At 71.7% G+C, this 25507-nt stretch carries 29 protein-coding genes, 1 tRNA gene, 3 pseudogenes and 1 riboswitch; of the genes and pseudogenes, 23 read left to right on the forward strand and 10 right to left on the reverse strand.

Annotated features, from left to right (window positions below):
• The first annotated feature begins 87 nt into the window (after positions 1-87).
• On the forward strand, positions 88-360 hold the full coding sequence (locus RIN75_RS13010; RefSeq protein ID WP_309112131.1) for an isoamylase early set domain-containing protein: 273 nt from the start codon (positions 88-90) through the stop codon (positions 358-360).
• Positions 361-415: 55 nt separating this feature from the next.
• Here the strand turns inward: RIN75_RS13010 and RIN75_RS13015 are convergent, their stop codons facing one another.
• The gene (locus RIN75_RS13015) at positions 416-1081 is read right to left on the reverse strand and encodes a TetR/AcrR family transcriptional regulator (RefSeq protein WP_309112132.1); all 666 of its coding nucleotides are present in this window, start codon (positions 1079-1081) and stop codon (positions 416-418) included.
• 81 nt (positions 1082-1162) lie between these two features.
• Positions 1163-1486: a winged helix-turn-helix transcriptional regulator gene (locus RIN75_RS13020; RefSeq protein ID WP_375295947.1), complete on the reverse strand. Its 324-nt coding sequence runs from the start codon at positions 1484-1486 to the stop codon at positions 1163-1165.
• An 81-nt stretch (positions 1487-1567) separates the two neighbouring features.
• On the opposite strand from RIN75_RS13020, the gene RIN75_RS13025 reads away from it, so the two are divergent.
• The 4 genes from RIN75_RS13025 (at position 1568) to RIN75_RS13040 (ending at position 4579) form a co-directional block, all read left to right on the forward strand.
• Positions 1568-2176: an NAD(P)-binding domain-containing protein gene (locus RIN75_RS13025; RefSeq protein ID WP_309112134.1), complete on the forward strand. Its 609-nt coding sequence runs from the start codon at positions 1568-1570 to the stop codon at positions 2174-2176.
• Positions 2177-2213: 37 nt separating this feature from the next.
• The gene (gene pip / locus RIN75_RS13030) at positions 2214-3131 is read left to right on the forward strand and encodes a prolyl aminopeptidase (protein WP_309112337.1); all 918 of its coding nucleotides are present in this window, start codon (positions 2214-2216) and stop codon (positions 3129-3131) included.
• Positions 3132-3162: 31 nt separating this feature from the next.
• Positions 3163-3966, forward strand: a complete 804-nt coding sequence (locus RIN75_RS13035) for a Clp protease N-terminal domain-containing protein (protein ID WP_309112135.1) — start codon at positions 3163-3165, stop codon at positions 3964-3966.
• Positions 3967-4030: 64 nt separating this feature from the next.
• Positions 4031-4579, forward strand: coding sequence for a hypothetical protein (locus RIN75_RS13040; RefSeq protein WP_309112136.1), 549 nt, complete (start codon positions 4031-4033; stop codon positions 4577-4579).
• A gap of 84 nt (positions 4580-4663) precedes the next feature.
• Here RIN75_RS13040 and glyA read toward each other — a convergent pair whose 3' ends face one another.
• A complete protein-coding gene (gene glyA, locus RIN75_RS13045) occupies positions 4664-5926 on the reverse strand; it encodes a serine hydroxymethyltransferase (protein WP_309112137.1) in 1263 nt (420 codons plus the stop codon).
• 17 nt (positions 5927-5943) lie between these two features.
• Positions 5944-6032: riboswitch (ZMP/ZTP riboswitch) on the reverse strand.
• A 123-nt stretch (positions 6033-6155) separates the two neighbouring features.
• Between glyA and RIN75_RS13050 the strand changes: the two genes are divergently transcribed.
• From RIN75_RS13050 to RIN75_RS13070, 5 genes and pseudogenes are all read left to right on the forward strand, one after another.
• The gene (locus tag RIN75_RS13050; RefSeq protein WP_309112138.1) at positions 6156-6974 is read left to right on the forward strand and encodes a hypothetical protein; all 819 of its coding nucleotides are present in this window, start codon (positions 6156-6158) and stop codon (positions 6972-6974) included.
• A 12-nt stretch (positions 6975-6986) separates the two neighbouring features.
• Complete coding sequence (locus RIN75_RS13055; protein WP_309112139.1) at positions 6987-7646, forward strand: extensin family protein; 660 nt, start codon at positions 6987-6989, stop codon at positions 7644-7646.
• 101 nt (positions 7647-7747) lie between these two features.
• Positions 7748-8143: pseudogene (locus RIN75_RS44070) on the forward strand (MFS transporter); the annotation flags it as partial.
• A 77-nt stretch (positions 8144-8220) separates the two neighbouring features.
• Positions 8221-8421 carry a hypothetical protein gene (locus tag RIN75_RS13065; protein ID WP_309112141.1) on the forward strand — a complete coding sequence of 67 codons (201 nt, stop codon included), beginning with the start codon at positions 8221-8223 and terminating at the stop codon, positions 8419-8421.
• 9 nt (positions 8422-8430) lie between these two features.
• Positions 8431-8736, forward strand: coding sequence for a hypothetical protein (locus RIN75_RS13070; protein WP_309112142.1), 306 nt, complete (start codon positions 8431-8433; stop codon positions 8734-8736).
• A 6-nt stretch (positions 8737-8742) separates the two neighbouring features.
• Here RIN75_RS13070 and RIN75_RS13075 read toward each other — a convergent pair.
• Together RIN75_RS13075 and RIN75_RS13080 are read right to left on the reverse strand one after the other, a co-directional pair.
• A pseudogene (locus RIN75_RS13075) lies at positions 8743-9129 on the reverse strand (carboxyl transferase domain-containing protein); the annotation flags it as partial.
• 286 nt (positions 9130-9415) lie between these two features.
• The gene (locus tag RIN75_RS13080) at positions 9416-10039 is read right to left on the reverse strand and encodes a class I SAM-dependent methyltransferase (protein ID WP_309112143.1); all 624 of its coding nucleotides are present in this window, start codon (positions 10037-10039) and stop codon (positions 9416-9418) included.
• 179 nt (positions 10040-10218) lie between these two features.
• Here RIN75_RS13080 and RIN75_RS13085 point away from each other — a divergent pair, with 179 nt between their 5' ends.
• Genes RIN75_RS13085 through RIN75_RS13095 form a run of 3 tightly spaced genes read left to right on the forward strand, consistent with a single transcriptional unit; the run spans position 10219 to position 12824 of the window.
• Positions 10219-10818: a PadR family transcriptional regulator gene (locus tag RIN75_RS13085; protein WP_309112144.1), complete on the forward strand. Its 600-nt coding sequence runs from the start codon at positions 10219-10221 to the stop codon at positions 10816-10818.
• Positions 10815-11990, forward strand: coding sequence for an NAD(P)/FAD-dependent oxidoreductase (locus RIN75_RS13090; RefSeq protein ID WP_309112145.1), 1176 nt, complete (start codon positions 10815-10817; stop codon positions 11988-11990). The genes RIN75_RS13085 and RIN75_RS13090 overlap by 4 nt, the downstream gene beginning before the upstream one ends.
• A 45-nt stretch (positions 11991-12035) precedes the next feature.
• Positions 12036-12824: an intradiol ring-cleavage dioxygenase gene (locus tag RIN75_RS13095; RefSeq protein WP_309112146.1), complete on the forward strand. Its 789-nt coding sequence runs from the start codon at positions 12036-12038 to the stop codon at positions 12822-12824.
• Between the two features lie 184 nt (positions 12825-13008).
• On the opposite strand, the gene RIN75_RS13100 is transcribed toward RIN75_RS13095, so the two are convergent.
• Entirely contained in the window at positions 13009-13473 is a 465-nt protein-coding gene (locus RIN75_RS13100; RefSeq protein ID WP_309112147.1) for a DUF2000 domain-containing protein, read from the reverse strand.
• Between RIN75_RS13100 and RIN75_RS13105 the strand changes: the two genes are divergently transcribed.
• Complete coding sequence (locus RIN75_RS13105) at positions 13472-14275, forward strand: AraC family transcriptional regulator (RefSeq protein ID WP_309112148.1); 804 nt, start codon at positions 13472-13474, stop codon at positions 14273-14275. The two genes, RIN75_RS13100 and RIN75_RS13105, sit on opposite strands and share 2 nt — an antisense overlap.
• A 617-nt stretch (positions 14276-14892) precedes the next feature.
• Here the strand turns inward: RIN75_RS13105 and RIN75_RS13110 are convergent.
• Together RIN75_RS13110 and RIN75_RS13115 are read right to left on the reverse strand one after the other, a co-directional pair.
• The gene (locus RIN75_RS13110) at positions 14893-15525 is read right to left on the reverse strand and encodes a transglycosylase family protein (RefSeq protein ID WP_309112149.1); all 633 of its coding nucleotides are present in this window, start codon (positions 15523-15525) and stop codon (positions 14893-14895) included.
• 271 nt (positions 15526-15796) lie between these two features.
• Positions 15797-17022, reverse strand: a pseudogene (locus RIN75_RS13115) (MMPL family transporter); the annotation flags it as partial.
• A 3-nt stretch (positions 17023-17025) separates the two neighbouring features.
• Here RIN75_RS13115 and RIN75_RS44075 point away from each other — a divergent pair.
• From RIN75_RS44075 to RIN75_RS13135, 5 genes are all read left to right on the forward strand, one after another.
• Positions 17026-17244 (forward strand): MarR family transcriptional regulator, encoded by a 219-nt coding sequence (locus tag RIN75_RS44075; protein ID WP_375295948.1) that lies wholly within the window; start codon positions 17026-17028, stop codon positions 17242-17244.
• An 86-nt stretch (positions 17245-17330) separates the two neighbouring features.
• Positions 17331-17404, forward strand: a tRNA-Arg gene (locus RIN75_RS13120).
• Positions 17405-17531: 127 nt separating this feature from the next.
• Entirely contained in the window at positions 17532-18560 is a 1029-nt protein-coding gene (locus RIN75_RS13125; RefSeq protein ID WP_309112150.1) for a hypothetical protein, read from the forward strand.
• Positions 18561-18612: 52 nt separating this feature from the next.
• Positions 18613-19761 carry a glycosyltransferase gene (locus tag RIN75_RS13130; protein WP_309112151.1) on the forward strand — a complete coding sequence of 383 codons (1149 nt, stop codon included), beginning with the start codon at positions 18613-18615 and terminating at the stop codon, positions 19759-19761.
• Positions 19762-20023: 262 nt separating this feature from the next.
• A complete protein-coding gene (locus RIN75_RS13135; RefSeq protein WP_309112152.1) occupies positions 20024-20935 on the forward strand; it encodes a trypsin-like peptidase domain-containing protein in 912 nt (303 codons plus the stop codon).
• On the opposite strand, the gene RIN75_RS13140 is transcribed toward RIN75_RS13135, so the two are convergent.
• Both RIN75_RS13140 and RIN75_RS13145 read right to left on the reverse strand, forming a co-directional pair.
• A complete protein-coding gene (locus tag RIN75_RS13140) occupies positions 20932-22284 on the reverse strand; it encodes a gluconate:H+ symporter (RefSeq protein ID WP_309112153.1) in 1353 nt (450 codons plus the stop codon). The two genes, RIN75_RS13135 and RIN75_RS13140, sit on opposite strands and share 4 nt — an antisense overlap.
• Positions 22281-22778, reverse strand: coding sequence for a gluconokinase (locus RIN75_RS13145; protein ID WP_309112154.1), 498 nt, complete (start codon positions 22776-22778; stop codon positions 22281-22283). The genes RIN75_RS13140 and RIN75_RS13145 overlap by 4 nt, the downstream gene beginning before the upstream one ends.
• Before the next feature lie 116 nt (positions 22779-22894).
• On the opposite strand from RIN75_RS13145, the gene RIN75_RS13150 reads away from it, so the two are divergent.
• The 4 genes from RIN75_RS13150 to RIN75_RS13165 all read left to right on the forward strand — a co-directional run bounded on the left by RIN75_RS13150 (position 22895) and on the right by RIN75_RS13165 (position 25418).
• Positions 22895-23608 (forward strand): FadR/GntR family transcriptional regulator, encoded by a 714-nt coding sequence (locus tag RIN75_RS13150; RefSeq protein WP_375295949.1) that lies wholly within the window; start codon positions 22895-22897, stop codon positions 23606-23608.
• Positions 23609-23638: 30 nt separating this feature from the next.
• Positions 23639-24748 carry a glycosyltransferase gene (locus RIN75_RS13155; protein ID WP_309112156.1) on the forward strand — a complete coding sequence of 370 codons (1110 nt, stop codon included), beginning with the start codon at positions 23639-23641 and terminating at the stop codon, positions 24746-24748.
• A gap of 122 nt (positions 24749-24870) precedes the next feature.
• Positions 24871-25071, forward strand: coding sequence for a hypothetical protein (locus RIN75_RS13160; RefSeq protein WP_309112157.1), 201 nt, complete (start codon positions 24871-24873; stop codon positions 25069-25071).
• A 56-nt stretch (positions 25072-25127) separates the two neighbouring features.
• The gene (locus tag RIN75_RS13165) at positions 25128-25418 is read left to right on the forward strand and encodes a hypothetical protein (protein ID WP_309112158.1); all 291 of its coding nucleotides are present in this window, start codon (positions 25128-25130) and stop codon (positions 25416-25418) included.
• The last annotated feature ends 89 nt before the right edge of the window (positions 25419-25507 follow it).

The following is a 25507-nucleotide window of genomic DNA, read 5'->3' on the forward strand; positions in this document are numbered from 1 at the left end:
GTGTGACTGTCCACTTGAAACACAGCCGTCGCACGGGAACGCTAGGGTGCCGCCAGGCAGGGCAAGATCGACCAGCGAAGGAGGACGATGCTCCGCAGCACGCGCCTGTTCGGACCGAAACGCCGGGTGACCTTCTCGCTGCCGGCGGACGTCCCCGACGGCCCGGTCAGCGTCGTGGGGTCGTTCAACGACTGGACACCGGGCATCCACGAGCTCGTCCCGCGCCGCGACGGGACGCGCACGGTGACCGTGATCCTGCCGCCGGGCACGCACCGCTTCCGCTACCTCGGCCCGGACGGCTACTGGTTCGACGACGACCACGCCCAGCGGCTCGACGGCGACAGCGCCATCACGATCTAACCCGGCTCGGCGGCGGAACGCGCGACACGGACGGTTGACCCGGCTGTTCGCCGGCTCAACGGGCGAGCGCTCGTCCGGGCATCCCGAGCAGGTCGGCCACCGACCGCAGCTCCGCCTCGAACAGCTCCCCCGCCCGGTCGCCCAGGAACCGCAACTGCCCCATGACCTCCATGCAGATCACCCCGTACAGCCGCACCCAGCAGCGCAGGAACAGGGCGATCGCGGCGTCCGGCACCGGCAGCTCCACCCGCCGCCGGAACTCCGCGATCGTCTCGGGCAGCAGCGCGGCGGAGCCCTCCGGCAACGGCTCCCCGCGCTCCCCGAGGAACCGCGCGACCAGCTCGGCGAACACCTTGCCGAACCGGTAGCGCGCGTCGGACAACCGCGGCTTGGCGGCCTCGGCGGTGGCCGGCGTGACCATCGTCAGCTGGAACTCGAACGCGTGGTCCAACGCCCACGCCCGCAGCGCCCGGCCGGCCAGCACGATGCGCCGCGCGGTCTCCTCGCCGTCCGCCTGCTCCACCACCGCGTCGAGCATGGCGGTCATCTCGTCCAGCACGTCGAGCACGATCGCGTCGGTGAGGTCTTCGAGGCTGCGGACGTGCCGGTACATCGCCGGGCTGCTCATCCCCAGGTCCCGCGCCACCGCCCGGATGGTCAGTCCCTCGACGCCGTCGACGGCGACCCGCCGCCGCGCCGCGAGCACGATGTCCCTGGTCACGCCACGGCAACGCGAATTGTTGTCGCGTCTGTGGTTCGGGACGCCGTACTTCGACACACCGCAACCAAAACACCGTTTCGATCAGTCGTCAAACGCGGCCACCTCGTCGCCGTGGTCCAGACCCCACCGCCCCATCGCGTCGATCGGGCCGAGCAGGCTCTCGCCCAGCGGGGTCAGCGAGTACTCCACGCGGTCCGTGCCGACCTCCCGGGCGACCAGCCCGTAGCCCTCCAACCGGCGCAACGACTCGGTGAGCACCTTCGGCCGGATGCCGCCGATCATCCGGCGCAGGTCGGCGGGCCGGCGCGCCCCGTCGCGCAGCGCGAACACCACCACCGGGTTCCACGTGTTGGCCATCAGGTCGAAGGCCACGCGGGCCTGGCAGTCGGCGAGGAAGCGGGTCATCATCCCCCCTTGCGCGGACACCGTTCGGTGCCCGTCGGGCTTTCTAGCGTTTCCAACAGGAAGCCTAGGCGGGAGGAACGGATGAAGATCGGCGTGCTGGGGACCGGCGGGATGGCGCGGGCCCTGGGCGGCAAGTGGGCGGCGCGCGGGCACGACGTGCTGGTCGGCGGGCGGTCGGCTGAGCGCGCGGCGGCATTGGCGTCGCGCATCATGGCGCGGGCCGGGTCGGTGCGCGAGGCCGTGGCGTTCGGGGACGCCCTGCTGGTGGCGGTGCCCGCGTCGGCGGCGGTCGAGGCGGTGGGCGACGCGCGCGGCAAGGTCGTCGTCGACTGCACGAACTCGATCGAGGACGGGTTCCTGCTGGGCCCGTCCGGGGCGGCGCGGCTGGCGGAGGCGTCAGGCGGGGACGTGGTGAAGGCGTTCAACCTGTGCCACGTCAGCGTGTGGGGCGAGCCGTCGCCGGTGTACGAGGGGCGGCCGTTGGGCGTGCCGGTGTGCGGTGATTCGCCGCGGGCGCTGGACGTCGTGCGGGAGTTGGTGCGCGACGCGGGGTGCGTGCCGGTGGACGGCGGCGGGCTGGCGCGGGCCGCGTTGCTGGAGGCCACGGCGGCGTTCGCGATCGGCGTGTGGGTCGGTGGCGGGGAGGACGTGCGGGCCATGTTCCCGGCGCTGGAGGCTGCGCTAGGGTGATGTAACAGCACTGTTGTATCTGCGGAGGGGGTTGGCGTTGTACCCGGAGATCGAGCCGTACGACCACGGCATGCTCGACGTCGGCGACGGGCACCACGTGTACTGGGAGGTGTGCGGCAACCCCGAGGGGAAGCCCGCCGTCGTGCTGCACGGCGGCCCCGGGTCCGGGTGCAGCACCAACGCCCGCCGCTACTTCGACCCGGACGCGTACCGGGTGGTCCTGTTCGACCAACGCGGGTGCGGCCGGTCCACGCCGCACGCGGGCGCGCCCGTGGTCGACCTGTCCACCAACACCACCGACCACTTGATCGCGGACATGGAGCTGTTGCGCGAGTTCCTGGGGATCGAGCGGTGGCAGTTGTTCGGCGCGTCCTGGGGTGCGGTGCTGGGCCTGGTCTACGCGGTGCGCCACCCCGAGCGGGTGTCCGAGCTGGTGCTGGCGGGCGTGGCGACCGGTCGGCAGGAAGAGGTGGACCTGCTGGTGACCGGCCTGGGGCCGATGTTCCCCGAGGCGCACGCCCGGTTCCGCACGTTCGCCGGGGACGCGGACGACCTGTGCGCGGCCTACGCGAAGCTGCTGCACGAGCCTTCCGTGCAGCAGCAGGCGGCCGACGAGTGGTGCGCGTGGGAGGACGCGATGCTGCCGTTGACGCCCAACGACCCGCGCTGGGACCCGCCGGCGTACCGGCTCGCGTTCGCCCGCCTGGTCACGCACTACTGGGCGAACGGCTCGTTCATCCCGGACGGGTACGTGCTGGCCAACGCCGACCGGTTGGCGGGCATCCCCGGCGTGATCGTGCAGGGCGAGCTGGACCTGGGCAACCTGGTCGGCACGCCGTGGCTGCTCGCGCACGCGTGGCCGGACGCGGAACTTGTCCTGATCCGCGACACCGCGCACGGTGGAAGTGCCAGCATGACCGAAGCCAGGATCGCCGCCACCGACCGGTTCCGGTGACCTCCTGGCCCTTCCGGCCGGGGGTGGGGCGATGCCCGCGACGTTCGACGACCACACGCGCCAAGCCGTCCGGCTCGCCCGGAGCCAGGCGAGACAGCTGCGGCACCAGCGGGTGGGCACCGAGCACCTGCTGGCCGGACTGGTCGAGGAGGACCTGAGCCTGGCCGCCCAGGTCCTCACCTCCGCCGGCCTGACCACCCCCGGCTGCGTCGACCACCTCGTCGAGATCGCCGGCCGGGGCGGCGCACCCTCCCCCGGCGACCCGCCCTTCACCGCACGCGCCGAGCAGGCGATGGAGCAGGCCCGCCACCACGCCGTCTCCCTCGGCCACCGCCGAGCCGGCACCGAACACCTGCTCATCGCCCTGCTGGACCAACCCGACAGCGGCGCCGTCCAACTCCTGACCCGAGCCCGGATCGAGGTCGAGGACGTCCGCGACCGCCTCCAGGCCGCCCTGCACGGCCTGGTCCTCCCACCGCACACCCGCCCCGCCGTGTACCTGAGCTACGCCCGCCCCGACGACCGGCACCTGGCGGGTCGACTGGCCGACCACTTGGCGGACCACGACATCGAGGTCGTCGAGACCGTCCACCGCGCCGACCACCTGCTGGCCCTGATCAGTCCTCTGTGGACTTTGCGCGAGCCGATGCCTGCCGAGTTCGAATCGGCCCTGCGGTACTACGTGCGCGTGGTGCCGGTGCTGGTGGACGACGCCCCGATGCCCGACGTGGAGCCGTTCAACCTGGCAACGTTCCGACAGGTGCTCGAACTGCACCACGAAACCTTCCGCCAGGACGTCGAGCACCTGGTCGAGGCCCTCTCGGAAGGTTTCTAGCGCTCTGACCACAAACGTTTCGGAGCACCGGTTCCGGGCGCGGTTCGTTCGCTACTCTGGCCCGATGGCCGGGAGCAAGCCGACCGACGCGCCGCCGCCCCCCGTGCTCGCCCGCGCGGCCCAGGCGAACCTCGGCGAGTTCGAGCGACGGGTGCGCCGCCGCCCCGGTGTCGGCGGGGCGTTGGCGTGCCTGGTGATCCTCGTCGTCGTGATGAACTTCGTGGTCAACGGACCGGAGAACGTCTGGGGCCGGGGCGTCGTGGTGGTCGGCCTGCTGGTCGTCGCCACCTGGGGCTATGTCTGGTTCCACCGCACGCGTGGTGGGCTCTACCTGTTCTCGGGCGGTTTCGTCGACGCCGCGGGCAGGCGCGTGTTCGCCCTGGCGTGGTCGGAAATCCGGTCGATCAAGGGCCAGATGACGCAGTTCGCCATCGGCTCGCTCCCGACGGGCAGCGCCTTCTCCTACGAGGTGGCGTTCAAGTCGCGGGTGACCGGCCGCGAAGGTGTGTGGACGTTCAACACCACGTACAACGACGTCCCTGCACTCGCCAGACTGATCTCCATGCGCTCCCGTGTCCGGGTGACCGGCCTCACCGACCCGTACCAACTGTGAAGCGGTGCTGCCAACTGTTCAGCCGGTGACCACGCCGCCGGACCCGTAGGCCCGGCGGCGTGTCATCCGGCACCGGGGCACCGACTACGCCTGCGCCCAACCCGGCATCGGGTAAGCGGCCATCAGCTCGGCCACTTCCGCCGCGATCCGGTCCAGCGTCCCCGCATCCCCCGCCGCCTGCACCGCCGCGTCGATCCACGCCGCGACCTGGGGCATCTGGTCCGGACCCAGGCCCCGGGTCGTGATCGCCGCCGTGCCCAGCCGGACGCCGGACGGGTCGAACGGCTTGCGCGGGTCGAAGGGCACGGTGTTGTAGTTCGCCTCGATGCCCGCGCGGTCCAGCGCCCGCGCCGCCGGCTTGCCGCCGATGGCCTTGTTGGTCAGGTCGAGCAGGATCAGGTGGTTGTCCGTGCCGCCGGACACCAGGTCGAAGCCGCGCTGGGTCAGCGCCGCGGCGAGGGCCTTGGCGTTGGCGACCACCGCGTGGGCGTAGGTGCGGAACTCCGGGGTCGCCGCCTCGCCCAGCGCCACGGCGATCGCGGCGGTGGTGTGGTTGTGCGGACCGCCCTGCAGGCCCGGGAAGACGGCCTTGTCGACGGCCTTCGCGTGCGCGGCGTCCGAGAGGATCATCGCGCCGCGCGGGCCGCGCAGGGTCTTGTGGGTGGTGGTCGTGATCACCTGGGCGTGGCCGACCGGCGACGGGTGCGCGCCGCCCGCGACCAGGCCGGCGATGTGGGCGATGTCGGCCACCAGCACCGCGCCGACCTCGTTCGCGATCTCGGCGAACGCCGGGAAGTCGATGGTGCGCGGGATGGCGGTGCCGCCGCAGAAGATCACCTTCGGGCGTTCCTTCCGCGCCAGGTCGCGGGCCTGGTCGAGGTCGACCCGGCCGGTCTCCTTGCGCACGCCGTACTGGACGCTGCGGAACCACTTGCCGGTCGCCGAAACGCCCCAGCCGTGGGTCAGGTGCCCGCCCGACGGCAGCGCCAGACCCATCACGGTGTCACCGGGCTCCAGGAACGCCATGTACACGGCCAGGTTCGCGGGCGAACCGGAGTACGGCTGGACGTTCGCGTGGTCCACGCCGAAGAGCGACTTGGCCCGTTCGACGGCCAGGGTCTCCACCGGGTCGACGACCTGCTGGCCCTCGTAGTAGCGGCGGCCTGCGTAGCCCTCGGAGTACTTGTTGGTCAGCACCGTGCCGGTGGCTTCGAGGACCGCGCGGGAGACGTAGTTCTCCGACGCGATCAGGCGGATCTTGTCGAACTGGCGGCGCGCCTCGGCCTGGACGAGGTCGGCGATCTCCGGGTCGGCCTGGGTGAGCGCGGGGATGGCGGGGTCGTGCACGGCAGCCTCCAGCGAGTGCCGGGCACCCAGGCGCGCGGTGCTCTGTCGGCTACTTCGCTCCCCGGTGGTCGATCCCACCCTCGGCACGCCAGTCGCGAACGCTGTTCATCCTAGCGCCGCCTGTTAGGGCTATTGCCCGCCGTATGGGCGTGATTACATACTGCGTCGGAAAAGTTCCAACAGAAAACGTACCACGTCAGATTTTCCCTGCTCTCCGAAAGGAGCTGACGTGCTCGATCGACGCACGTTCGTGCTCGGCGCCGCCGTGACGGCCGTGGCCGCCACGTCCGTCGGAACCGGAACCGCCAACGCCTCCACTCCCCCGTCCGGCGGCATCGGTGTCGCCACCCTCGACGGGGTTCCCGTGACTCTCGCACGCATCGACGGACGTTGGGCCCTGCTCAGCGACAACGGTTCGGTGCGCATCACCGCCGGCTTGGACAACGCCGACCTGGTCGACCTGTCCGACGACGGCACGCGGCTGGTCGCCGCCGGTTCGCTGGCCGGCGACCCGGTCGCCGCGCTGTGGACCTCGGCGGACGGCGTGACCTGGCGGGAAGCGCGTCGCCTGCACGGCACGCGCTCGGAGTTCACCGCCGTCACCGGCACCCTCGCGCTCGGGTCGGTGGTGCGGCACGAGCGCGCGCCCGAGGTCCGGGTCGCCGCCCGGCGCACGCCTTCGGGCTGGACCACCGCGCCGGTGCGCGGCCTGGCCGACGGGCTGCTCGCGTCCGCCCTGGCCACCACCGCGGGCGGGTTCGTGTGCGCGTCGGTGGACTCCGCCGGCACCCGCGTGCACACCTCGGCCGACGGGGTGGCGTGGAGCGAACTGCCGCGGGTCGACGGGGTCGCGGTGCGCGGCCTGGCGTCGGTGTCCGGTGTCGTGCGGTGGTTCGGCAACGAGATCGCCGGCTCCACACCGCTGACCGGTGTCGTCGGCGGCGCTTCGGGACCGGCGGCCGTGCCCGCCGACGCCAAGGCCCTCGGCGTGACCGGCGCCCGCGCCGCGTGGCTGTCCGCCGGCCGCCTCCTGACCACCGCGATCTGAGGGAGCCCACTGGTGATCACGTTCAGCCGGATCGACGGCACCCCGGTCTACTACTGGCGGTCCGACCGCGGCAACACGACCTTGCGCAACTGGCAGGCGACGCAGGGGTTCTACGACAGCCTGGTGCTGTGGATCCGGGACCTGCGGTCGCTGTCCTCGGCCTACGGCAGCATCACCTACCTGGTGTCGGCCGGGTTCTACGTGAACAAGCCCGGCCAGCACGGCGCCGGCACGGCCATGGACCTGGACTACGTCCGCTGGTCCGGCGGCCAGATCTCCTCCCCGCTGGACCGCCACCACGCCTCCACCACGCTGGCCACCCGCCGCCGGTATCTGGCGGTGGACGCGGTGTGCCGCAGGCGTTTCCGCTACGTCCTGGACGGCTGGTACAACGCCGACCACGCCGACCACATCCACGCCGACTTCGGCGGCCTGCCGGTGCGGTGCGTGAAGAGCTCGGAGTCGGACACGAAGTTCGTACAGGCCCTGTGCAACAACTTCATGGGTTCCGGGTTGGTGGTGGACGGCATCTGGGGCACCAACACCCAGAACGCCTTCAACACCGCCAAGTCCCGCCTGGGCATCACCGGCGACCCGCACACCACGACGTCGGTCTGGCAGTCCTTCCTCTCCGCCGCCGCCCGCAAGGGCTTCGCGAACCAGCCGTTCTAGCGCACGGGCGGGCGCGCCGGACCACCTCCCGCGCGCCCGCCGGTGCTGCCTCGTCGCCTTCCTGCCGGCACCCGGCCCGCCCGGCTGGTGGACTCGACGCCATGTCCGTGAGCACGGTCGAAGTCCGTCAGTGGAAGCGTTGGTACGCGGTGGTTTCCGTCGCCACCGGGATCTTCGCCGTCGTCACCACCGAGATCCTGCCGATCGGCCTGCTGACCTCGATCGGCGGCAGCTTCGCGGTCTCCGACGGCACCGCGGGGCTGCTGATGACCATGCCGGGCTTCCTCGCCGCCGTGGCCGCGCCGGTGGTCACCGCGGTCACCGCCCGGGTCGACCGGCGGATCATGTTGTGCGCCTTCATGGTCCTGCTCACCCTGGCCAACGTCGGCACCGCGCCGGCCCCCGACTACCGGGTGCTGCTCGCCGCGCGGGTGGTCGTGGAGGTGGTCATCGGGGGGTTCTGGTCGATCGGCGCGGGGTTGGGGGCGCGGCTGGTGCCGGGGGCCGGTGCCCGGGCCACCGCGGTGATCTTCGCCGCGGTGCCGCTGGGTTCCGTGCCTACGGAGCGGTGCCCGTGTGCTCGCAGGTGTTGTTCACCAAGGCGCTCCCCGACTCCCCCGAAGCCGCCTCCGTCCTGTTCACCGCGTCCTTCCAAGCCACCATCGGGATCGGCGCGCCGGCGGGCGGAGCTGTGCTGGACCACGCCTCGCCGTCCGCCGTGGTGCTGCTCGCCGCAGCCGTCGCGGCCCTCGCCTTGGTGGTGGTCAAGAGGTAGGTTCGCGCCGTGGGATACGACCTGCACATCACGCGAGCCGAAGCCTGGTACGACAGCGAATCCGCCCCGATCACCCGCGAAGAGTGGGAGGCCTTCGCACACGGCAGGCTGCCGGTCGGCGGCTGGGCCACGCTCCACGACGGCACCCGCCGGCCGATCTTCGCTTGCACGGCCGCCGGCGTGGAGGTCTCCCTGGACTGGCACGCCGGCGAGATCACGATCGCCGGCGCCACCCTCGAAGCGGCACAAGGCCTGCGCTGGATCGCGGACGCCCTCGACGCCCGCCTGGTCGGCGACGACGGCGAGGCCTACTGACCGGCCTCACAGCGGAACGTTGCCGTGCTTGCGAGCCGGAGCATGGCGGCGCTTGTCGCGGAGCATCGCCAACCCCCGCAGCACAGCCGACAGCGTCTGAGCCGGGTCGATCACGTCGTCCACCAAACCACGCTCAGCCGCGTAGTACGGGTGCACCAACTCGTCGGAATACCGGGCCATCAACGTGGCGCGCAGCTCGTCCGGGTCGGCGGAAGCGGCCAACTCCTTGCGGTGGACCACGTTCACCGCCGCCTCCGCACCCATCACGGCGATTTCGTTGGTGGGCCAGGCCAAAGACAGGTCACACCCGATGGACCGCGAGTCCATCACGATGTACGCCCCGCCATAAGCCTTGCGCAAGATCACCTGCACCCGCGGCGACGTCGAGCAGCAGCTCCAGCCGCTCCCGCGCGGTCCGCTTGCCCAACGAGTGCCGGCGCTCGACCGCGGCCCGGTTCCCCAGAGCGACCCGGCTGGTCAGTTCGTCGCGCCGGTCCCGCAACGACCGCATCGTGCGCGGCGGCGGAGTCGGCCGGACGGCGGGCCGGAAGTCCATCTCGGAGATGCTCATCCGACGCCTTTCGCTCCGCGGGCCACTCCACCCCGCATCGCGTCCACTGAGCGGAAAAACCCCTACCGCCCCACTTCGGGCGCTGAAGAACCCTGAAACGACCCCGCCCTACCGGGTGAACCGCCCGGTCGCCCACGCCCGGTCGCCCGGCTCTCCCACCACCTCCACCCGGCGTCCGTCCACGTGGTACTCGACCGGGTCCACCAGTCCCTCCTCGACGGCCGCCGTCCACGCCCGGTGCGGGCCGACGCCCCAGGGGTACCAGGGGATCACGTCGTCCACCACGACCACCGCGCCCGGCCGGGCCAGGCGGCGGGCGTTGACGATGTCGGCGTAGGCGATCTCGAAGGTGTGCCCGCCGTCGACGAACACCAGGTCCGGCCGCGCCCCGGAGTACGCGGGCACGGTCTCGGTGGAGTCGCCGACGACCAGTTCGTGCCGCCCAGGGTAGCGGACGTCCACGAACTCCTTGGCCAGCGCGACCGACCGCCGCTGGTCCAGCTCGAAGGACACCACCCGGGCGTCCGGCGCGCTCTCCAGGAACGCGATGCTGGAGAACCCGATGTTGAACCCGATCTCGGCGATGGTCCGGGCACCCGCGGCGCGGGCGAGCCCGGCCAGGTACTCGACCTCCGCGAGGCTCGCGAACCCCTCGGTGATCGGCCCTCCGCCGTCGCGCACGTGGCCGTAGACGTCCCACAGGAGCTGTTCGAGCGCGCTGGTCTGCTGCACGGCCGTCTCGCTTTCGTCGCCGGGGACCCGCAGCTTGGGCGACCCGCCCGAACGGGGGCAAGGGCGTCCGCGATTTTGCGCTGATCAGGCCGAACACGGCCGGCGAACCTCGCCGCGAGATGAATAGTTGACACTGACTAGTCATAACTGGATAGTTGTTTATGACTACAGGAGGACGGATGGCGAGCAAGCGCAAGGTCGGCAACCTGCTGGCCCTGGCCGTGCTGAGCTACCTGGTCAGGCAGCCCGCACACCCCTACGAGCTGAGCCGCATGCTGCGCGAGCACGGGGACGACCGCAGCATCAAGTTCACCCACGGCTCGCTCTACATGGTCGTCGGGCAGCTGGAGAAGGCCGGGTTCATCGCCCCGCGGGAGACCGTCCGCGACGGCCAGCGCCCCGAGCGCACCGTCTACGCGCTGACCGCCGAGGGGCGGGCCGAGCTGCGCGACTGGATGCGGGAGCTGGTGTCCGAGCCGCGGCACGAGTACCCGCACTTCGTGGCCGCCCTGTCGCTGATCGGGGCGCTGCCGCCGGACGAGGTCGTGCCGCTGCTGCGCGACCGGCTGGTGCGGCTGGCGGCGCAGCGGGCGGAGATCCGCGCGCTGGTCGACGGGGCCGACGTGCACCCGCTCTTCCTGGTCGAGGAGGAGTACCGGATCGCCCTGCTGGACGCCGAGGCGGCGTTCGTCCAGGGCTTCATCGACCGGATCGAGGACCCGGAGACCGGCTGGGGACCCATGTGGGCCGGTTTCCACCAGAGGCTGGAGGGGACATGAACGTGCTGGTGATCGGCGGTGGCATCGGCGGGCCGGTGGCCGCGTTGGCGCTGCGCCGGGCGGGGTTCGAGGCGACCGTCTACGAGGCGTACCCGCGCACGGCCGAGGGCGTCGGCGGCGGGTTGAGCATCGCGCCGAACGGGTTGCAGGCGTTGAGCGTGGTCGGGATGGACGAGGCGGTGCGGGCGATCGGCACGCCCATCACGTCCATGGCCATGCAGAGCTGGACGGGCAAGACGCTGGGCGCGTTCGCAAGCGAGCCGCCGCAGCTCATGGTGTGGCGCGACGAGCTGTACCGGGTGCTGCGCGAGGAGGCGTTGGCGCGCGGGGTGGAGTTCGTGCTGGGCAAGCGGTTGGTGGACGCGTCCTCGTCCGACGACGGGGTGGTGGCGCGGTTCGCGGACGGGTCGTCGGTGCGCGGCGACCTGCTGATCGGGGCCGACGGCATCCGGTCCACCGTGCGCGGCCTGATCGACCCGGCCGCGCCGCGCCCCCGGTACGCGGGCCTGCTCGGGTTCGGGGCGCGGGTGGCGGACACCGGGCTGCCGTCGACCGGTGGGCGGATGTACCTGGCGTTCGGGAAGCGGGCGTTCTTCGGGTACCAGGTGATGGACGACTCGTCCGGCGGGTGGTTCGTGAACCTGCCCAGCAAGACGCCGATGTCGGTGGCGGAGGCGCGGGCCGTGGGTGCGGCGGAGTGGTTGCGGCGGTTCCGGGAGGTGTTCGCGGAGGACCGGGTGCCGGCGGTGCCGATGCTGTCGCGGACGTCGCCGGAGGAGTTGGTGATCACGGGGCCGTTGGAGGACATCCCGTCGGTGCCGACGTGGAGCCGGGGGCGGATGGCGTTGATCGGTGACGCGGCGCACGCCACGTCCCCCAGTTCCGGGCAGGGTGCTTCGCTGGCGTTCGAGAGTGCCGTGGAGTTGGCTCGATGCTTGCGCCATTTGCCTTATGCGGAGGCGTTCGCGGCGTATGAGCGGCTGCGGCGGGACCGGGTGGAGCGGATCATCGCCATGGCGGCGCGGACCAACCAGGACAAGGCGGCCGGTCCGGTGGCGCGGGTGTTGCGCGACTTGATCATGCCGGTGGCGGTGAAGTTCGCGAAGCCGTCGAAGTTCACGTGGCAGTTCGACCACCGTATCGAGTGGGACGCACCGCTAACAACCGCATAGGAAGTGCACAGGCAACGCACAGGATTCGGGGTCACGCTGGATGGCATGACCCCGATCCACGACCGCGGCCTCACCTTCGACCTCGCCACCCTCACCCGCAGGAAGGCGCTTTCTCTGCTCGGTGGAGTCGGCCTCGCCTCGTTGGCGGCGTGCTCCGACAGCGGGTCGCCTTCCTCCGGCGCTTCGTCCGGTACTTCTTCTGCTTCGGCGGGTTCGTGTTCGGACCCGATCCCGCAGGAGACGGCCGGGCCGTACCCCGGTGACGGTTCCAACGGCCCGAACGTGCTGACGCAGAGCGGGATCGTGCGCAGCGATATCAGGACCAGCTTCGGCACGGGCTCGCGCACGGCGGAGGGCGTGCCGCTGACGATCACGTTGACCGTGCAGCGGGGTTGCGCGCCGTATGTCGGGGCGGCGGTGTACCTGTGGCACTGCGACATCGACGGGCGGTACTCGATGTACTCGGAGGGTGTGACCTCGGAGAACTACCTGCGCGGGGTGCAGGAGGCGGACGGCGCGGGCGTGGTGACGTTCACCAGCATCTTCCCGGCCGCGTACTCGGGGCGGTGGCCGCACATCCACTTCGAGGTGTACCCGAGCCTGGCGGAGGCGACCCGGGCCGGCACGAAGATCACCACTTCCCAGCTCGCGCTGCCGGAGGACGTGTGCAAGACGGTGTACGGGACGGCGGGGTACGTGCAGAGCGTGCGCAACATGTCCCGGACGTCGCTGAGCAACGACATGGTGTTCCGGGATGGTCACGACGAGCAGTTGGCCACGGTCACCGGTTCCGTCACTTCCGGTTACACCGCGTCCCTGACCGTGCCCGTATGAGGCCGCGGAAAGCACCTACCCGCCGCCGGTAGGTGCCCTACCATCCGCGCGTACTGCCTGGGTTATCGGCCGGTCGCCTCCTGTGTGCCGCCGTTTTCCTGCTCACCGCCTGTACGACTGTCGCGCCCACGCCGGTGTCGCCCAGTCGCTCACGGAAGTTGGTCCTCCCCCGTCTTCCAGCGGCTTAGGGGTGCATTCGGGCGCCTTTGAGGACTTTGTCGACCACGTTCCGACCGGCGTGGACGGCGAGGCCGACCAGGTCCAGGGCGTCCCGTGACACGGCTCGGACGGCGGCCCGGTTGTCCCGGTCGTTGCCGGTGGCGAAGAGGTCGGAGGTGAAGATCGCGATCGGCAGTTCGCGTGCGACGGCCCGGGTGTGAGCGGCGGTGAGGACTTCTTTGCTGCTGGCGAAGACGAGCACGGGTTGGCGGAACATGGCGAGGTAGGGGGTGGCGTCGGCGTCTTCGTAGGGTTCGCCGAGGAGGTCGGGGTGGGCTGCGGCGAGGGCGCCGGCGAGGAAGGCGCAGACGTTCAGGCCTTGCCAGGGCTGGAGGTCGTCGCGCAGGAGGACAGCGATCTTGGTGTCGAACCTTTCCACGCCGTCAGCGTCCCTGCGTTGAGGTCGGCGCGTCTTGTACGTTCCTTGCATGTCGACCGGTCCGGAGGTGACGGCGTGGCGGCCACCCGTGGCGGGTTTGGCCGAGGTCTTCCACGCCCGTTTCCTGGATCACGCGTACCCCATGCACACCCATGACGCATGGACGTTGCTGCTGATCGACGACGGCGCCGTCCGCTTCGCCCTGGACCGCCACGAACACGGCGCAGTTCAATCTCTGGTCACCCTGCTCCCCCCACACATCCCGCACGACGGCCGCTCAGCCACCCCGTCCGGCTTCCGCAAACGCGTCCTCTACCTGGACACCACCGTCCTGGACCCTTCCCTGGCGGGCCGAGCCGCCGACCACCCAGCCCTCCCCGACCCCCTGCTACGCCACCGAATCCACCAACTCCACAACACCCTGAGCCACCCGGAGGAGTCCCTTGAAGCCCAATCCCGCCTAGCTCTCATCACCACCCGCCTAACCCACCACCTGACCAACCTCCCGGCTCCACCCACCACCTCCCGCGACCCCCGCCTAGCCACCCGCCTACGCGACCTCCTCGACAGCAACATCCAGCAGGGCCTCTCCCTGACCACCGCCGCCCGGGAACTGAACGCCAACCCCACCCACCTGATCAGATCCTTCAGCCGCGAATACGGAATCCCACCCCACCAGTACCTGACCGGCCGCCGAGTGGACCTGGCCAGACGCCTACTCCTGGCCGGCATGCCCCCAGCAGAAGCCGCCACCACAGCAGGCTTCCACGACCAACCCCACCTGACCCGCCACTTCAAACGCCTAGTAGGCGTCCCTCCAGGCCACTACGCCCCCCGCCAAAAGCCCCACTAACCCCCTCCCCCTTGCGCACACCCCTCCGACTGGCACTCCATCCACACTTCGGCGATTCGGACTCCCGCGCCCGGGCGCCGTGGGGATGTGATGGCGCCCCCGCCCGGCGGGATGCGATGGCAACACCCCCAGCGGGGTGGCCCGAAGTGGCGGCACGACGGCTCCGGTGGGCGGCGGCAAGCAGCGGTGGACGGGCGGCGGCGGGTGGCGGCACCGGGCGGTCGCGGCGAGCGGCGGCTGGCGAGCGGCGGCAGCGGTGGGCGGCGGCAGCGGTGGACGGCGGTGGCAGCAGGCTGCGGTGGCAGCGGGCGGGCAGCGCCGGGGAGCGGCTGGGGCGATCGCGGCGACCAGCGGGCAGCGCCGGCGGGCAGCGCCGGCGGGCAGCCGCGGCGGCGAGTGGGCGGCGGGCGGCGGGGGCGAGAGGCAGGGGCGAGCGGCGGTGGGGAGGTTGGGGTGGGTGGTCCTGAGGGGGTGGGGGCCGTTGTCCGCGCTCCTTGTTTTACGGGACGCGTGAGGGGGCGGTTGGTCGCGGATTCTGTAAGTGCACGATCGGGTGATGTTGTTGAAGGCCGCTCGGAGCCACGAATCCGCAGCTCCGAGCGGCCCCGGTCATCGGGTCAGCGGACTCGGTGGGTTCGGGTGGTGGGTTGGTCCTGGGTCTTGATGCGGTGGCCCGGGAGGATCAGGTCCGGGTTGGTGAGGTGGTCGGGGTTCAGGGCCACCAAGGCCTGCCAACCGCCCGCGATGCCCTTCTCCGCGGCGATCGACGCCAGGGTGTCGCCCGACTTGATCGTGTAGTCACCCTTCGGGTTGTCCGACGACGGAGGGCGGATCGGCACCGCGGGCGCCACCGGGGCCTGTCGAACGGGGCGGGTGCCTGCTCGTGGGGGCGTGGTGCGGACCGGGGCGGCTCGGCGGCCGGCGCAGTTCGGCCACGCGCCCGGGCCCTGGGTGCGCAGGACGTTCTCCGCGACGCGGATCTGCTCTTCGCGACTGGCGTTGTGCGGCATACCGGTGCCGCCGTTGGACGTCCACGTGCCGGGGGTGAACTGCAGGCCACCGTAGTAGCCGTTCCCGGTGTTGATCGACCAGTTGCCCCCGGACTCGCAGCGCGCCACGGCGTCCCAGTCCAGACCGGGTTCCGCCGCCGCCACGCCGCTGCCCAAGCCGAGCAGGCAGGCGGTCAGCAGTGCTGCCCGGCCGAGGTGGTGGGTCGTACCGCTGCCGAAGGTGCCTCCGTGATCAGACATGAACCTCGCCGCACCGTCGCGCCGCGCCGGGTCCACAAAGGACGTCCGACCCTCCGTCCCACGGCTTGACCTTCCGTGAGGAGACTCGTCTCCGGGTGGCGCGGTGGACGGAGCGTGGCGCCCGGCCGCCCGGTCGTACCCGTACCCGGTCTGGGACCGGGTCACGAGCGGACCTTAGGAACAGGAGGCCGGAACGGCGCGGCGAGAACGACACCACCAGCCTCGTCACGCGTCAAGTCCACTCGAAACGGTGATCTCCAGCGGTAACGCGTTAATCCGGTCGGGAAATGCGTGACGGCCACCAGACACGCCCGCCGATGTCCACCGCCAACGCCGGCACGAGCAGCGACCGCACGATGATGGTGTCCAGCAACACCCCGAACGCCACGATGAACGCGATCTGCGCCAGGAACAGGATCGGCAGCACCGCCAACGCCGCGAACGTCGCCGCCAGCACCACACCCGCAGAGGTGATCACCCCACCGGTGATGGTCAACCCGCGCAGCACACCCTCCCGCGCCGACCCAGCACACGCGTCTCCTCGCGCACCCGGGTCATCAGGAAGATGTTGTAGTCGATCCCCAGCGCCACCAGGAACACGAACCCGAACAACGGCACCACCGGGTCCGCGCCCGGGAAGTCGAACACCCCGTTGAACACCAACGCCGAAACCCCCATCGTCGCGCCGAAGGACAGCGCAACGGTGGCGATCAGCAACAACGGCGCCACCAACGACCGCAGCAGCAGCGCCAACACCAAGAAGATCACCAACAGCACGATCGGGATGATCACCAGCCGATCCCGCTCGGAGGTGTCCCGCGTGTCGAGCTGGGTCGCGGTCGGCCCACCCACCTTGGCCTCGGCCGCCGGCACCTCCCGAACCGCCGAACGCAACCGCTGCACCGTCTCCAGCGCCGCCTCGCAGTCCGCGGGGTCCTTCAACACCACGTCCAACCGCACCGACCCGTCGACCGAACCCCGCCGCTCCACAGTGGACACGCCGTCCGCCTTCGCCGCCGCAAAGACCTCCTCGGCCGCACCCGCCCGCGCCAACACGATCGCGGGCGACCCGCTTACACTCGGGAAGTGCCGAGACAGCACCTCCTGCCCCACCGTGGATTCCACGTCGGCGAGAAACACGTCCGACTGCGCCACGGCCCCGGCCACGAGCAGCAGCAACCCGTCGATGCCGCCGAAGTCCTCCTTCAGGTCCGCGATCTGCGCGGCCGGCCCGGTGACCAGGACGGTGAGCCCGGCGGGCGGGTTGTCCAACGCGGCCCGCAGGTCCGCCACGGCGTCGGCCGGCTCGGCGGCGTCGATCGCGACCACCACCTGCGCGGCCTGGTCGTCCTGGCGCGACGGGATGACCGGCGAAGCCTTGCCCGGGTAGGCGATGCCGCCCAGGTAGGCGCGGTCGGCCTCGGTGATGCCCGAGGTGCGTTCCGCGACCACGATCGCGGGCAGGTTGCCCTGGTCCCCGAACGCCTTGACCCGCTCGGCGTGAGCCCTTCCGCCACCACCTCCGTCCCGGACCGCCTGGAGTCCTCCGGCCAGGTCGAGCGCACCCGCAGCACCGCCGACCGCCGCAAGGTCGAACTCCGCGTCAACGACAGGCCCTCGACCTGGGCCGCCGCTTCTTCGCCCCGCTCGACGGCGCCTACACCACGGCGTGGGAGTCGTTCAGCGACGACGAACGCACGACCATCGCCCGCTTCCTGACCGCGAGCATCGACGCGACGGTCGCCGCGCGCGGCGAAATCGCCGGCTCCCCCACCGACCGCTGAGCTACAGTCCAGCCGCACGGACGGCGTGTAGCTCAGCCAGTCAGAGCACCGGGCTTCGGACCCGGAGGGCGCGGGGGCGGAACCCGCCACGCCGGCGATGAACGAGTACGCCTTGGGGCGCGCCTTGCGGACGCCTTCGCCACCGCCACCACCCACTCCGACACCGCGACCCGCGAACGCGCCAAGGCACGGGTGCGGCAGTGGGTGGAAGTGCTGCGCGGCATGAGCGACGGCACCCTGCGCATCGGCTCGCGCACCCCGGTCGCCGACCTGCCCGCGTGGGTCACCCCGGAGGTCGTCCGCGGCGGGTTCGCGACCGGTCGCGCATCCGCCGGCGGACCGCTGCTGCCGCACGAAACCGACCGGCTCACCGACTTCGCGCGCGCCCTCACGCCCGAGGGGCAGGCCGAGTTGTGCACCCTGCTCGACAGCGGCGAGTACCGCGCGGACCTGCCGGAAGAGGCCGCGCTGCTGGTGCCGGCGTGGTTGGTGCGCCAGGAGGACTTCGACGCCGCCGAGGCGCTGCTGGGCGAGATCGGGCCGTTCGCCGACCGGCTGCGGTTCTTGCCCACGCCGGACCCGACGAAGCCGAACGGACTGCTGTGGCGGCAGACGGTCGGCGACGCGAGCGCGACGCTGGCCCGGCGTGCGCCCAACCCGCGGGTCGCGGCCATGAACGAGGCGTTGACCGTGTGGAACCCTTTCGCGGACGAGTTGCTGGAGCTGTGGCTGGACTCGTACGAGGACATCCGGATCGGCGCGCGGATCGACGCGGCGTGGCGGGCGCGGGCGGAGGCGCTGGTCGCCCGGTACGCCGAGCTGTCCGCCACCCACACGCTGACCACCAAGCACCGCAACCCCCGGCACAACCTGGCGGTCCTGTTCCGCTGCACGGCCATGTTCGTACGGCGGGAGGCGATCGGGCTGCGCGACCGGCGACTGCTGGAGCACACCATCGAGGCGATGGTGGCCAAGCGCGGACGACCGGGGTCGCCCCGGCACACCGCCCTGCGCGCCGCGCAGTCCGCCCAGGCCGCACGGCCGACGTTCCACGACGCCTGGCGGCAGATGCTGTTCTTCCTGTCCCTGAGCGGCGGGGCGGACGCCTTCGTGGCCGCTCGCTGGGACGACGCGCCGCCGGCGTTGTACATCGCGCTGAAAGGGCTGGAGCGCGTGGTGCGCGGCGGATCGGTGGACGAGTCGCGGCGGCTGCTGGGCTGGACCGTCGGACCGCACTGGATGTGGCGGTAAGCCGGGAGCGAAAATTCAGCGCTCGGCGAAAAAGCCGGCTAGAATCGAACCGGTGAAGATCCTCTTCTCGAGCCTCGGCTCGCACGGTCACACCTATCCCTTACTACCCCTGGCGAAGGCGGCGCGCGAGCACGGCCACGACGTCGTCTACGCCACCACCGCCGACTTCGCGGACGCCATCGGGCGGCTGGGCATCCGGCACGTCGCCGCGGGCATGGACATGCGGGAGGCGTTCGGCGCGCTGTTGGCGAAGCACGGGTCGCCGCAGCAGGTCGGGCAGGAGGAACCGCAGCTCATCGCCGAGGTGTTCGGGTCCACGCTGCCCCGCCGGTTCTACGCGGACCTGGCGCCGTTCGTCGACGAGTGGCGGCCCGACCTGGTCGTCCACGAGCTGGGCAACCCCGGCGCGGGCCTGGCGGCCAAGACCGCGGGCATCCCGGCGCTGTGCCACGGCTTCGGCCGGATGTGGGAGGCCGACGCCGCGCCGTTCGTGCTCGACACGCTGACCAGGTTCACCGATGAACTCGGCGTCGCCGTCTCCGACAAGGACCCGATGCTGCTGGGCAACCCGTACATCGACATCTGCCCGCCCACGGTGCAGGACAAGGCCTTCCTGTCCACCCACGACACCATCCCGCTGCGGCCGGTGCCCTTCGCCGAACCCGGCGAGCTGCCGGACTGGGTCGTCGCGCACGAGCAGCCGCTGGTGTACCTGACCCTGGGCACCGCGTTCGGCCACGCGGAGGTGCTGCGCAACGCGATCGCCAGCCTGGCGGCGTTGGAGGGCACGCGGGTGCTCGTCGCGGCCGGGCCGACGGTCGAGGTCTCGGCGCTGGGTGACGTGCCGGACAACGTGACCGTGCTGCCGTGGGTGCCGCAGGCGGACCTGTTGCCGCACACCGACCTCGTCGTGCACCACGGCGGCAGCGGCACGACCCTGGGGTCCTTCTCGGCCGGTGTGCCGCAGTTGCTGCTCCCGCAGGGCGCGGACCAGTTCAGCAACGCCGCGGCTGTCGTCGAGCACGGCCTGGGCGCGCAACTGCTCGGCGACGACGTGACCGCCGAGGCGGTGACCGCGCACGCGCGCGAGCTGCTGACCGACTCGGCCGTCCGGGACGCCGCCCAGGCGATCGCGGCCGAGGTCGCCGCGATGCCGTCGCCGGCCGAGGTCGCGGCGTCGCTGGCTGACCACGTGCGCTGAGCGTTTTGTCCGACCACGCGGCTCTTGGGGTGTTGTTCTTTCGCCGCGTGTTGAGTGAGTGGACGCGGGCACGGGAACCTTCCGGCCCGCGTTCTTTTCACCCGACCGCTTAACCGCTAAAGCTGACCACGACCGCTGTCCCGGGCGACCCGAGGACGTTGGACCTGGCCGACGGATGGCTCCTGCGCTGACGGCGAACGGACCTGACACCGACCCCCTCCCGGGCGCACGATGTAATCAAGTAATCCCGGGAGGGGTCGCGGTGGACGAGAGCCCGTTGGACGCCTACTCGCGGATCGTGGTCGCGGTCGCGCGGGACGTGACGCCGCACGTGGCGAGCGTGCGGATGCGCCGTGGCACGGGGTCGGCCGTGGTGTTCACCGACGACGGGTTCCTGCTGACCAACGCCCACGTCGTGGGGTCGGGACGGGACGGGACGGCGGTGTTCGCCGACGGCAGCGAGGCGCGGTTCGACGTGGTCGGGGCGGACCCGTTGTCGGACCTGGCGGTGCTCAAGGCCCCGGACGCCCCACCGGCGGCGGTGTTCGGCGACGCGGACGCGTTGCGGGTGGGCCAGTTGGTGATCGCCGTGGGCAACCCGCTGGGACTGGCGGGTTCGGTGACGGCGGGCGTGGTGAGCGCGTTGGGGCGGGCGGTGCCGGTGAGCAGCGGGCGGGTCGGCCGGGTGATCGAGGACGTGATCCAGACCGACGCGGCGCTCAACCCGGGCAACTCCGGCGGCGCGCTGGCCAACTCGCGCGGGGAGGTCGTCGGCATCAACACGGCGCTGGCGGGCATCGGGTTGGGCCTGGCGATCCCGATGAACAGCACCACCCAGCGCATCCTGTCGACGTTGATGGTCGAGGGCCGGGTGCGCCGGGCGTACCTGGGCGTGGTCGGCGTGCCCGCGCCCCTGCCCGACCCGGTGGCCGAGCGGACCGGGCAGAAGGCGGGCGTGCGCCTGGTGCAGGTGGTCCCGGGCGGCCCGGCCGACCGAGCGGGCCTGCACGACGGCGACCTGGTCCTGAGCGTGGCGCGCACGGAGGTCAAGGACGCCCAGGGGATCCAGCGACAGTTGTTCGCAGAGGCGATCGGGCTGCCGCTTCCGGTCACCGTCCTGCGCAACGGCGCGATGGTGGACGTGATCGCCACGCCCACCGAACTCACCGCTTAGATCACCAGGTCGGTCAGCAGCACGAGCGCCAGGCCGGTCACCGAGATCACCGTCTCCATCAGCGACCACGTCTTGACGTTCTGCCCCACCGACAGCCCGAAGTACCCCTTGACCAGCCAGAACCCGGCGTCGTTGACGTGCGAGAAGAACAGCGACCCGGCCCCGATCGCGAGCACCAGCAACGACGTCTCCCCCGGGCTCAACGTCGTCACCAGCGGCGCGAGGATGCCGGACGCCGTCACCGTCGCGACCGTCGCCGAGCCGGTGGCCAGGCGGATGAGCACGGCCACCAGCCACGCCAGCAGCAGCACGGACAGGCCGCTGCCCGCCACCCAGTCCGCGATCAGCTTGCCGATGCCGGTGTCGATCAGGGTCTGCTTGAACCCGCCACCGGCGGCCACGATGAGCAGGATGCCCGCGATCGGCGGCAGGCCCGACTCGACCGACTTCGCGACCTCGCGCACCGACATCCGCGCGCCCCGGCCCAGCGTCACCATCGACACGATCACCGCGATCAGCAGGGCGATCACGGGCGTGCCCAGGAAGTCCAGCACCGACCGGACGACGCTGCCCTTCGCGAGCACGATGTCCGCCAGCGCCTTGCCCATCATCAGCACGACCGGCAGCAGGACCGTGGCCAGCGTGACGCCGAAGCCCGGCTTGGGCCGGTTTGGGCGCTCGTCGGCCTCGAACAGCTCGGGCGCGGGCACGTCGACCCAGCGGGCGGCGTAGCGGGCGAACAGGGGGCCGGCGATGGCGACCGTGGGCAGGGCGATCAGGACGCCCAGGCCGAGGGTGATGCCGAGGTCGGCCTTGAGCGCGTTCACCGCGACCAGTGGGCCGGGGTGCGGCGGGACCAGGCCGTGCATCACGGACAGGCCCGCCAGGGCCGGGATTCCCAGGCGCATCAACGACATCCCGGACCGGCGGGAGATCAACAGGACCACCGGCATGATCAGGACCAGGCCGATCTCGAAGAACATCGGCAGGCCGATCAACGCGCCCACCCCGGCCATCGCCCACGGCAGCGCCCGCCGCGACGACCGGCTGATGATGGCGTCCACGATCGCGTCCGCGCCGCCGGTGTCGGCGAGCAGCTTGCCGATCATGGCGCCCAGCGCGATCAGGGTGCCGACGCCGGCGGCGGTGTCGCCGAAGCCCTTGCCGAAGCTCGCCACCGCCTGCTCCAGGGGCAGGCCCGCGATCAGCGCCACGACCAGCGACGAGATCGTCAGCCCGAGGAACGGGTTGAGCTTGAACCGGGTGATCAGCGCGACCAGCAGCGCGATGCCGACCAGGGCGGCCGGCAGCAGCCGCCCGGCGCTGAGAGCTTCCACGGCGAGGGTCATGTGGGCAGTCCTTCCGCGACGGCGAGGCAGGAGGTGACCAGCGCCTCGACCGGCTGGTCGAGGTCGAGCACGACGCCGGGCTCGTCGGCGTCGAGCGGTTCGAGGGCGGCGAACTGGGAGGCGACCAGGCTCACCGGCATGAAGTGGCCGGGGCGGCCGGCGACGCGGGCGCGCACCACGTCCGGGTCGCCCGAGAGGTGCACGAACACCGCCGGCGCGGCGGCGCGCAACTGATCGCGGAAAACCCGTTTCAACGCCGAGCAGGTGACCACGCCCCCGTCCGCGTGGTCGGCCAGCCACCTCGCGATGGCGGCCAGCCAGGGGGCGCGGTCGGCGTCGTCCAGGGGCGTGCCGGCGGCCATCTTGGCGATGTTGGCGGGCGGGTGGAAGTCGTCCGCGTCGGCGAACGGCACGCCCAGGCGGCGGGCGAGCGCGGAGCCCAGGGTCGTCTTGCCCGAGCCCGACACGCCCATGACCACGATCGGCTGCGACACGCGGCCTCCCTTCGTGTTCGGTGCCGCACAGCCTGAACTATTCATCTGCTTTTTACAACGGGCTGATGCCCAATGATCTGTTCTTTATCGTTCAGGTGGGCCTGACGAGCGCAATCGTGAGAGGATTCCGCGTCGTGGGGACCTCCAAACCGGGCCTGCACCAGACCGTCCTGGACGACCTGGGGCGGCTGATCACCTCCGGGACCATCGCGCCGGGCGACGTGCTGCGCATCGACGAGCTGGCCGAGCGCAACGGCGTGTCCCGGCCGGTGATCCGCGAGGTGGTGCGCGTGCTGGAGTCGATGGGGGTGCTCACGACGCGCCGGCGGGTCGGCGTGACGGTCGCCGAGCGGGCCGCGTGGAACGTGTTCGACCCGCGGATCATCCGGTGGCGGCTGGACGGCGCGGACCGCGAGGCGCAGCTGGAGTCGCTGGGCGAGCTGCGCGGCGGGGTGGAGCCGGTGGCGGCGGCGCTGGCGGCGGCGCGCGCGACGCCCGAGCAGTGCGGCGACATGACCCGGGCCGTGATGGACATGGCCGTGCACGGCAAGGCGGGCAACCTGGAGGCCTACCTGGAGGCCGACCTGCTGTTCCACCGGACCCTGCTGGCCGCGTCGGGCAACGAGATGCTCGCCGCGCTCACCGACGTGGTGTCGGAGGTGCTGATCGGCCGCACCCACCACGGCCTGATGCCCGCGCGACCGAACCCGGCCGCGATCCGCCTGCACGCCGACGTGGCGCAGGCGGTGCAGTCCGGCGACCCGGCCGCCGCCGAGCAGGCCATGCGCGACATCATCGCCGAGGCCTCCGACGCCCTGCGCGGCGCGTAACGGCGGGGCCGCCGGGCGCGACCCTGCGGTATGCGCATCCTGTTCGCCACCACGGCGAACATCGGCCACTTCGGACCGATGACGCCGTTCGCCCGAGCCTGCGCCGCCGCCGGGCACGAGGTCCGGGTCGCCGCGCCCGCGTCGTTCGCCGAGACCGTCACCCGCGCCGGCCTGGCGCACGTGCCGCTCGCCCAGCCCGCTCCCGGCGAGCACGGGCCGATCTTCGCGCGCCTGCCCGGCCTGCCGCGCCTGGAGGCCGACCGGGTCGTCGTCAACGAGGTGTTCGCGGGCATCGACGCCCGCGCCGCCCTGCCGACCATGGTGGCCGCGGTCGAGGAGTTCCGGCCGGACCTGGTGGTGCGGGAGTTCGCCGAGTTCTCGTCGTTCGCGGTCGCGAGCAAGCTGGGCGTGCCGCACGTCGAGGTCGCGATCGGGTTGGCCGAGGCGAGCGCCGTGGCGTGCGGGATGCTCGACAAAGCCACCCTGGACAAGCTCAGCTGCACAGACGACGGCCTGCTCACCGCGCCGCTGATGACGGTCGTGCCGCGGTCGATGGAGCCCGAGCCGACCGACCGGCCCGTGCACCGGTTCAGCTACCCGGTCCCCTCCACCACTCCCCCGCCCCCGGACGTCCCCGGCTCCGGACCGCTGGTGTACGCGAGCTTCGGCACCGTCGCCGCCGTGCTGCCGCCATTCGCCGGGGCCTACCGGGACCTGGTCGACGTCCTGTCCGCCCGCCGGGTCCGGGCACTGGTCACCGTCGGCGCGGCGGGCGACACGTCGCTGTCCACTGTGGATCATGTCCGGGTGGAGTCCTTCGTGCCACAACAGGACGTGATGCCCCACGTCGCCGCCGCGATCGGCCACGGCGGCTTCGGCACCACCATGAACGCCCTGGCCGCCGGGGTGCCGCAGGTCGTGGTGCCGCTGTTCTCGCTGGACCAGTTCCTCAACGCCGACGCCGTGACCCGGTCGGGCGCGGGCGTGGCGGTGTCGACGGTGCCCGAGGTCGGCGACGCCCTGGACCGCGTCCTGTCAGACCCGTCTTACGCCACCGCGGCCCGCCGCCTGGCCGACGAGATGGCCACCCTGCCACCGGTCTCGGACAGCCCGGAGGTGTTCACGCGCGCGGCTCGCTGACCCGCCACCGTAGCGTCCCGAGTATCCGCCGGGTAGCCGGATGGCCACTTCTCGTTGTCCCGTAACGGTTTCCCCCGGCTCGGCCGATGGACAGACCAAAGCGGACCGCGAAGGGGGCCGCGATGAGACTGCGCCCCGGGCTGAAGACAGCACTCCTCACCCTCGCCCTGCTGGCGCCCGCCGTCGTCGCGGTGCCGGCGGTCCACGCCGCGGTGCTGCCGCCGAATTTCAGCGACCGGGTGGTGCTCGGCGGGCTCACCAACCCCACGGCCGTGCGCTTCGCCGACGACGGTCGGGTGTTCGTCGCGCAGAAGAACCACTGATCCCGTTCTCCGGCCGGGCGACCGACACCCGGGACGGCACCGTGCCCGCGTCCGGCTTGAGCTGGACCCTGTTGGTGGGCCACTGCTTCACGACTGCGGACCGCCACGAACACGTCGTGCAGACCTTCAACCGAGTCTCAAGTGGACAGTTCACCGCGCCGGACCACCAGTACCCGTCCTCGCTGCGGCTGCGGTTGACCGCGACCGACTCACAGGGGTTGAGCACGTCGACCACGGTCCGGTTGGAGCCGCAGACCGTGCAGTTGACGTTCAAGACCAACCCGGGCGGGTTGCGGCTGTCGGGCTTGGGTTCAACGAGTCGACGCAATCGACGCCGTTCACGGTGACGGTGATCGTGGGTTCGGCCAACTCGGTGAGCGCGCCGGAGACCCAGGTGGTGAACCGGTCGACGTACACGTTCTCCAGGTGGTCGGAC

Origin of the sequence: Saccharothrix sp., assembly GCF_031180885.1 — a bacterium.
Classification (GTDB): domain Bacteria; phylum Actinomycetota; class Actinomycetes; order Mycobacteriales; family Pseudonocardiaceae; genus Actinosynnema.

Bases quoted from the DNA above. Each gene is read 5' to 3' on its own strand.
- RIN75_RS13010 (WP_309112131.1), top strand. From the start codon at position 88: ATGCTCCGCAGCACGCGCCTGTTCGGACCGAAACGCCGGGTGACCTTC.
- RIN75_RS13020 (WP_375295947.1), bottom strand. From the start codon at position 1,486: ATGACCCGCTTCCTCGCCGACTGCCAGGCCCGCGTGGCCTTCGACCTG.
- RIN75_RS13025 (WP_309112134.1), top strand. From the start codon at position 1,568: ATGAAGATCGGCGTGCTGGGGACCGGCGGGATGGCGCGGGCCCTGGGC.
- RIN75_RS13035 (WP_309112135.1), top strand. From the start codon at position 3,163: ATGCCCGCGACGTTCGACGACCACACGCGCCAAGCCGTCCGGCTCGCC.
- RIN75_RS13040 (WP_309112136.1), top strand. From the start codon at position 4,031: ATGGCCGGGAGCAAGCCGACCGACGCGCCGCCGCCCCCCGTGCTCGCC.
- RIN75_RS13085 (WP_309112144.1), top strand. From the start codon at position 10,219: ATGGCGAGCAAGCGCAAGGTCGGCAACCTGCTGGCCCTGGCCGTGCTG.
- RIN75_RS13090 (WP_309112145.1), top strand. From the start codon at position 10,815: ATGAACGTGCTGGTGATCGGCGGTGGCATCGGCGGGCCGGTGGCCGCG.
- RIN75_RS13095 (WP_309112146.1), top strand. From the start codon at position 12,036: ATGACCCCGATCCACGACCGCGGCCTCACCTTCGACCTCGCCACCCTC.
- RIN75_RS13105 (WP_309112148.1), top strand. From the start codon at position 13,472: ATGTCGACCGGTCCGGAGGTGACGGCGTGGCGGCCACCCGTGGCGGGT.
- RIN75_RS13100 (WP_309112147.1), bottom strand. From the start codon at position 13,473: ATGCAAGGAACGTACAAGACGCGCCGACCTCAACGCAGGGACGCTGAC.
- RIN75_RS13110 (WP_309112149.1), bottom strand. From the start codon at position 15,525: ATGTCTGATCACGGAGGCACCTTCGGCAGCGGTACGACCCACCACCTC.
- RIN75_RS13125 (WP_309112150.1), top strand. From the start codon at position 17,532: ATGAGCGACGGCACCCTGCGCATCGGCTCGCGCACCCCGGTCGCCGAC.
- RIN75_RS13140 (WP_309112153.1), bottom strand. From the start codon at position 22,284: ATGACCCTCGCCGTGGAAGCTCTCAGCGCCGGGCGGCTGCTGCCGGCC.
- RIN75_RS13155 (WP_309112156.1), top strand. From the start codon at position 23,639: ATGCGCATCCTGTTCGCCACCACGGCGAACATCGGCCACTTCGGACCG.
- RIN75_RS13160 (WP_309112157.1), top strand. From the start codon at position 24,871: ATGAGACTGCGCCCCGGGCTGAAGACAGCACTCCTCACCCTCGCCCTG.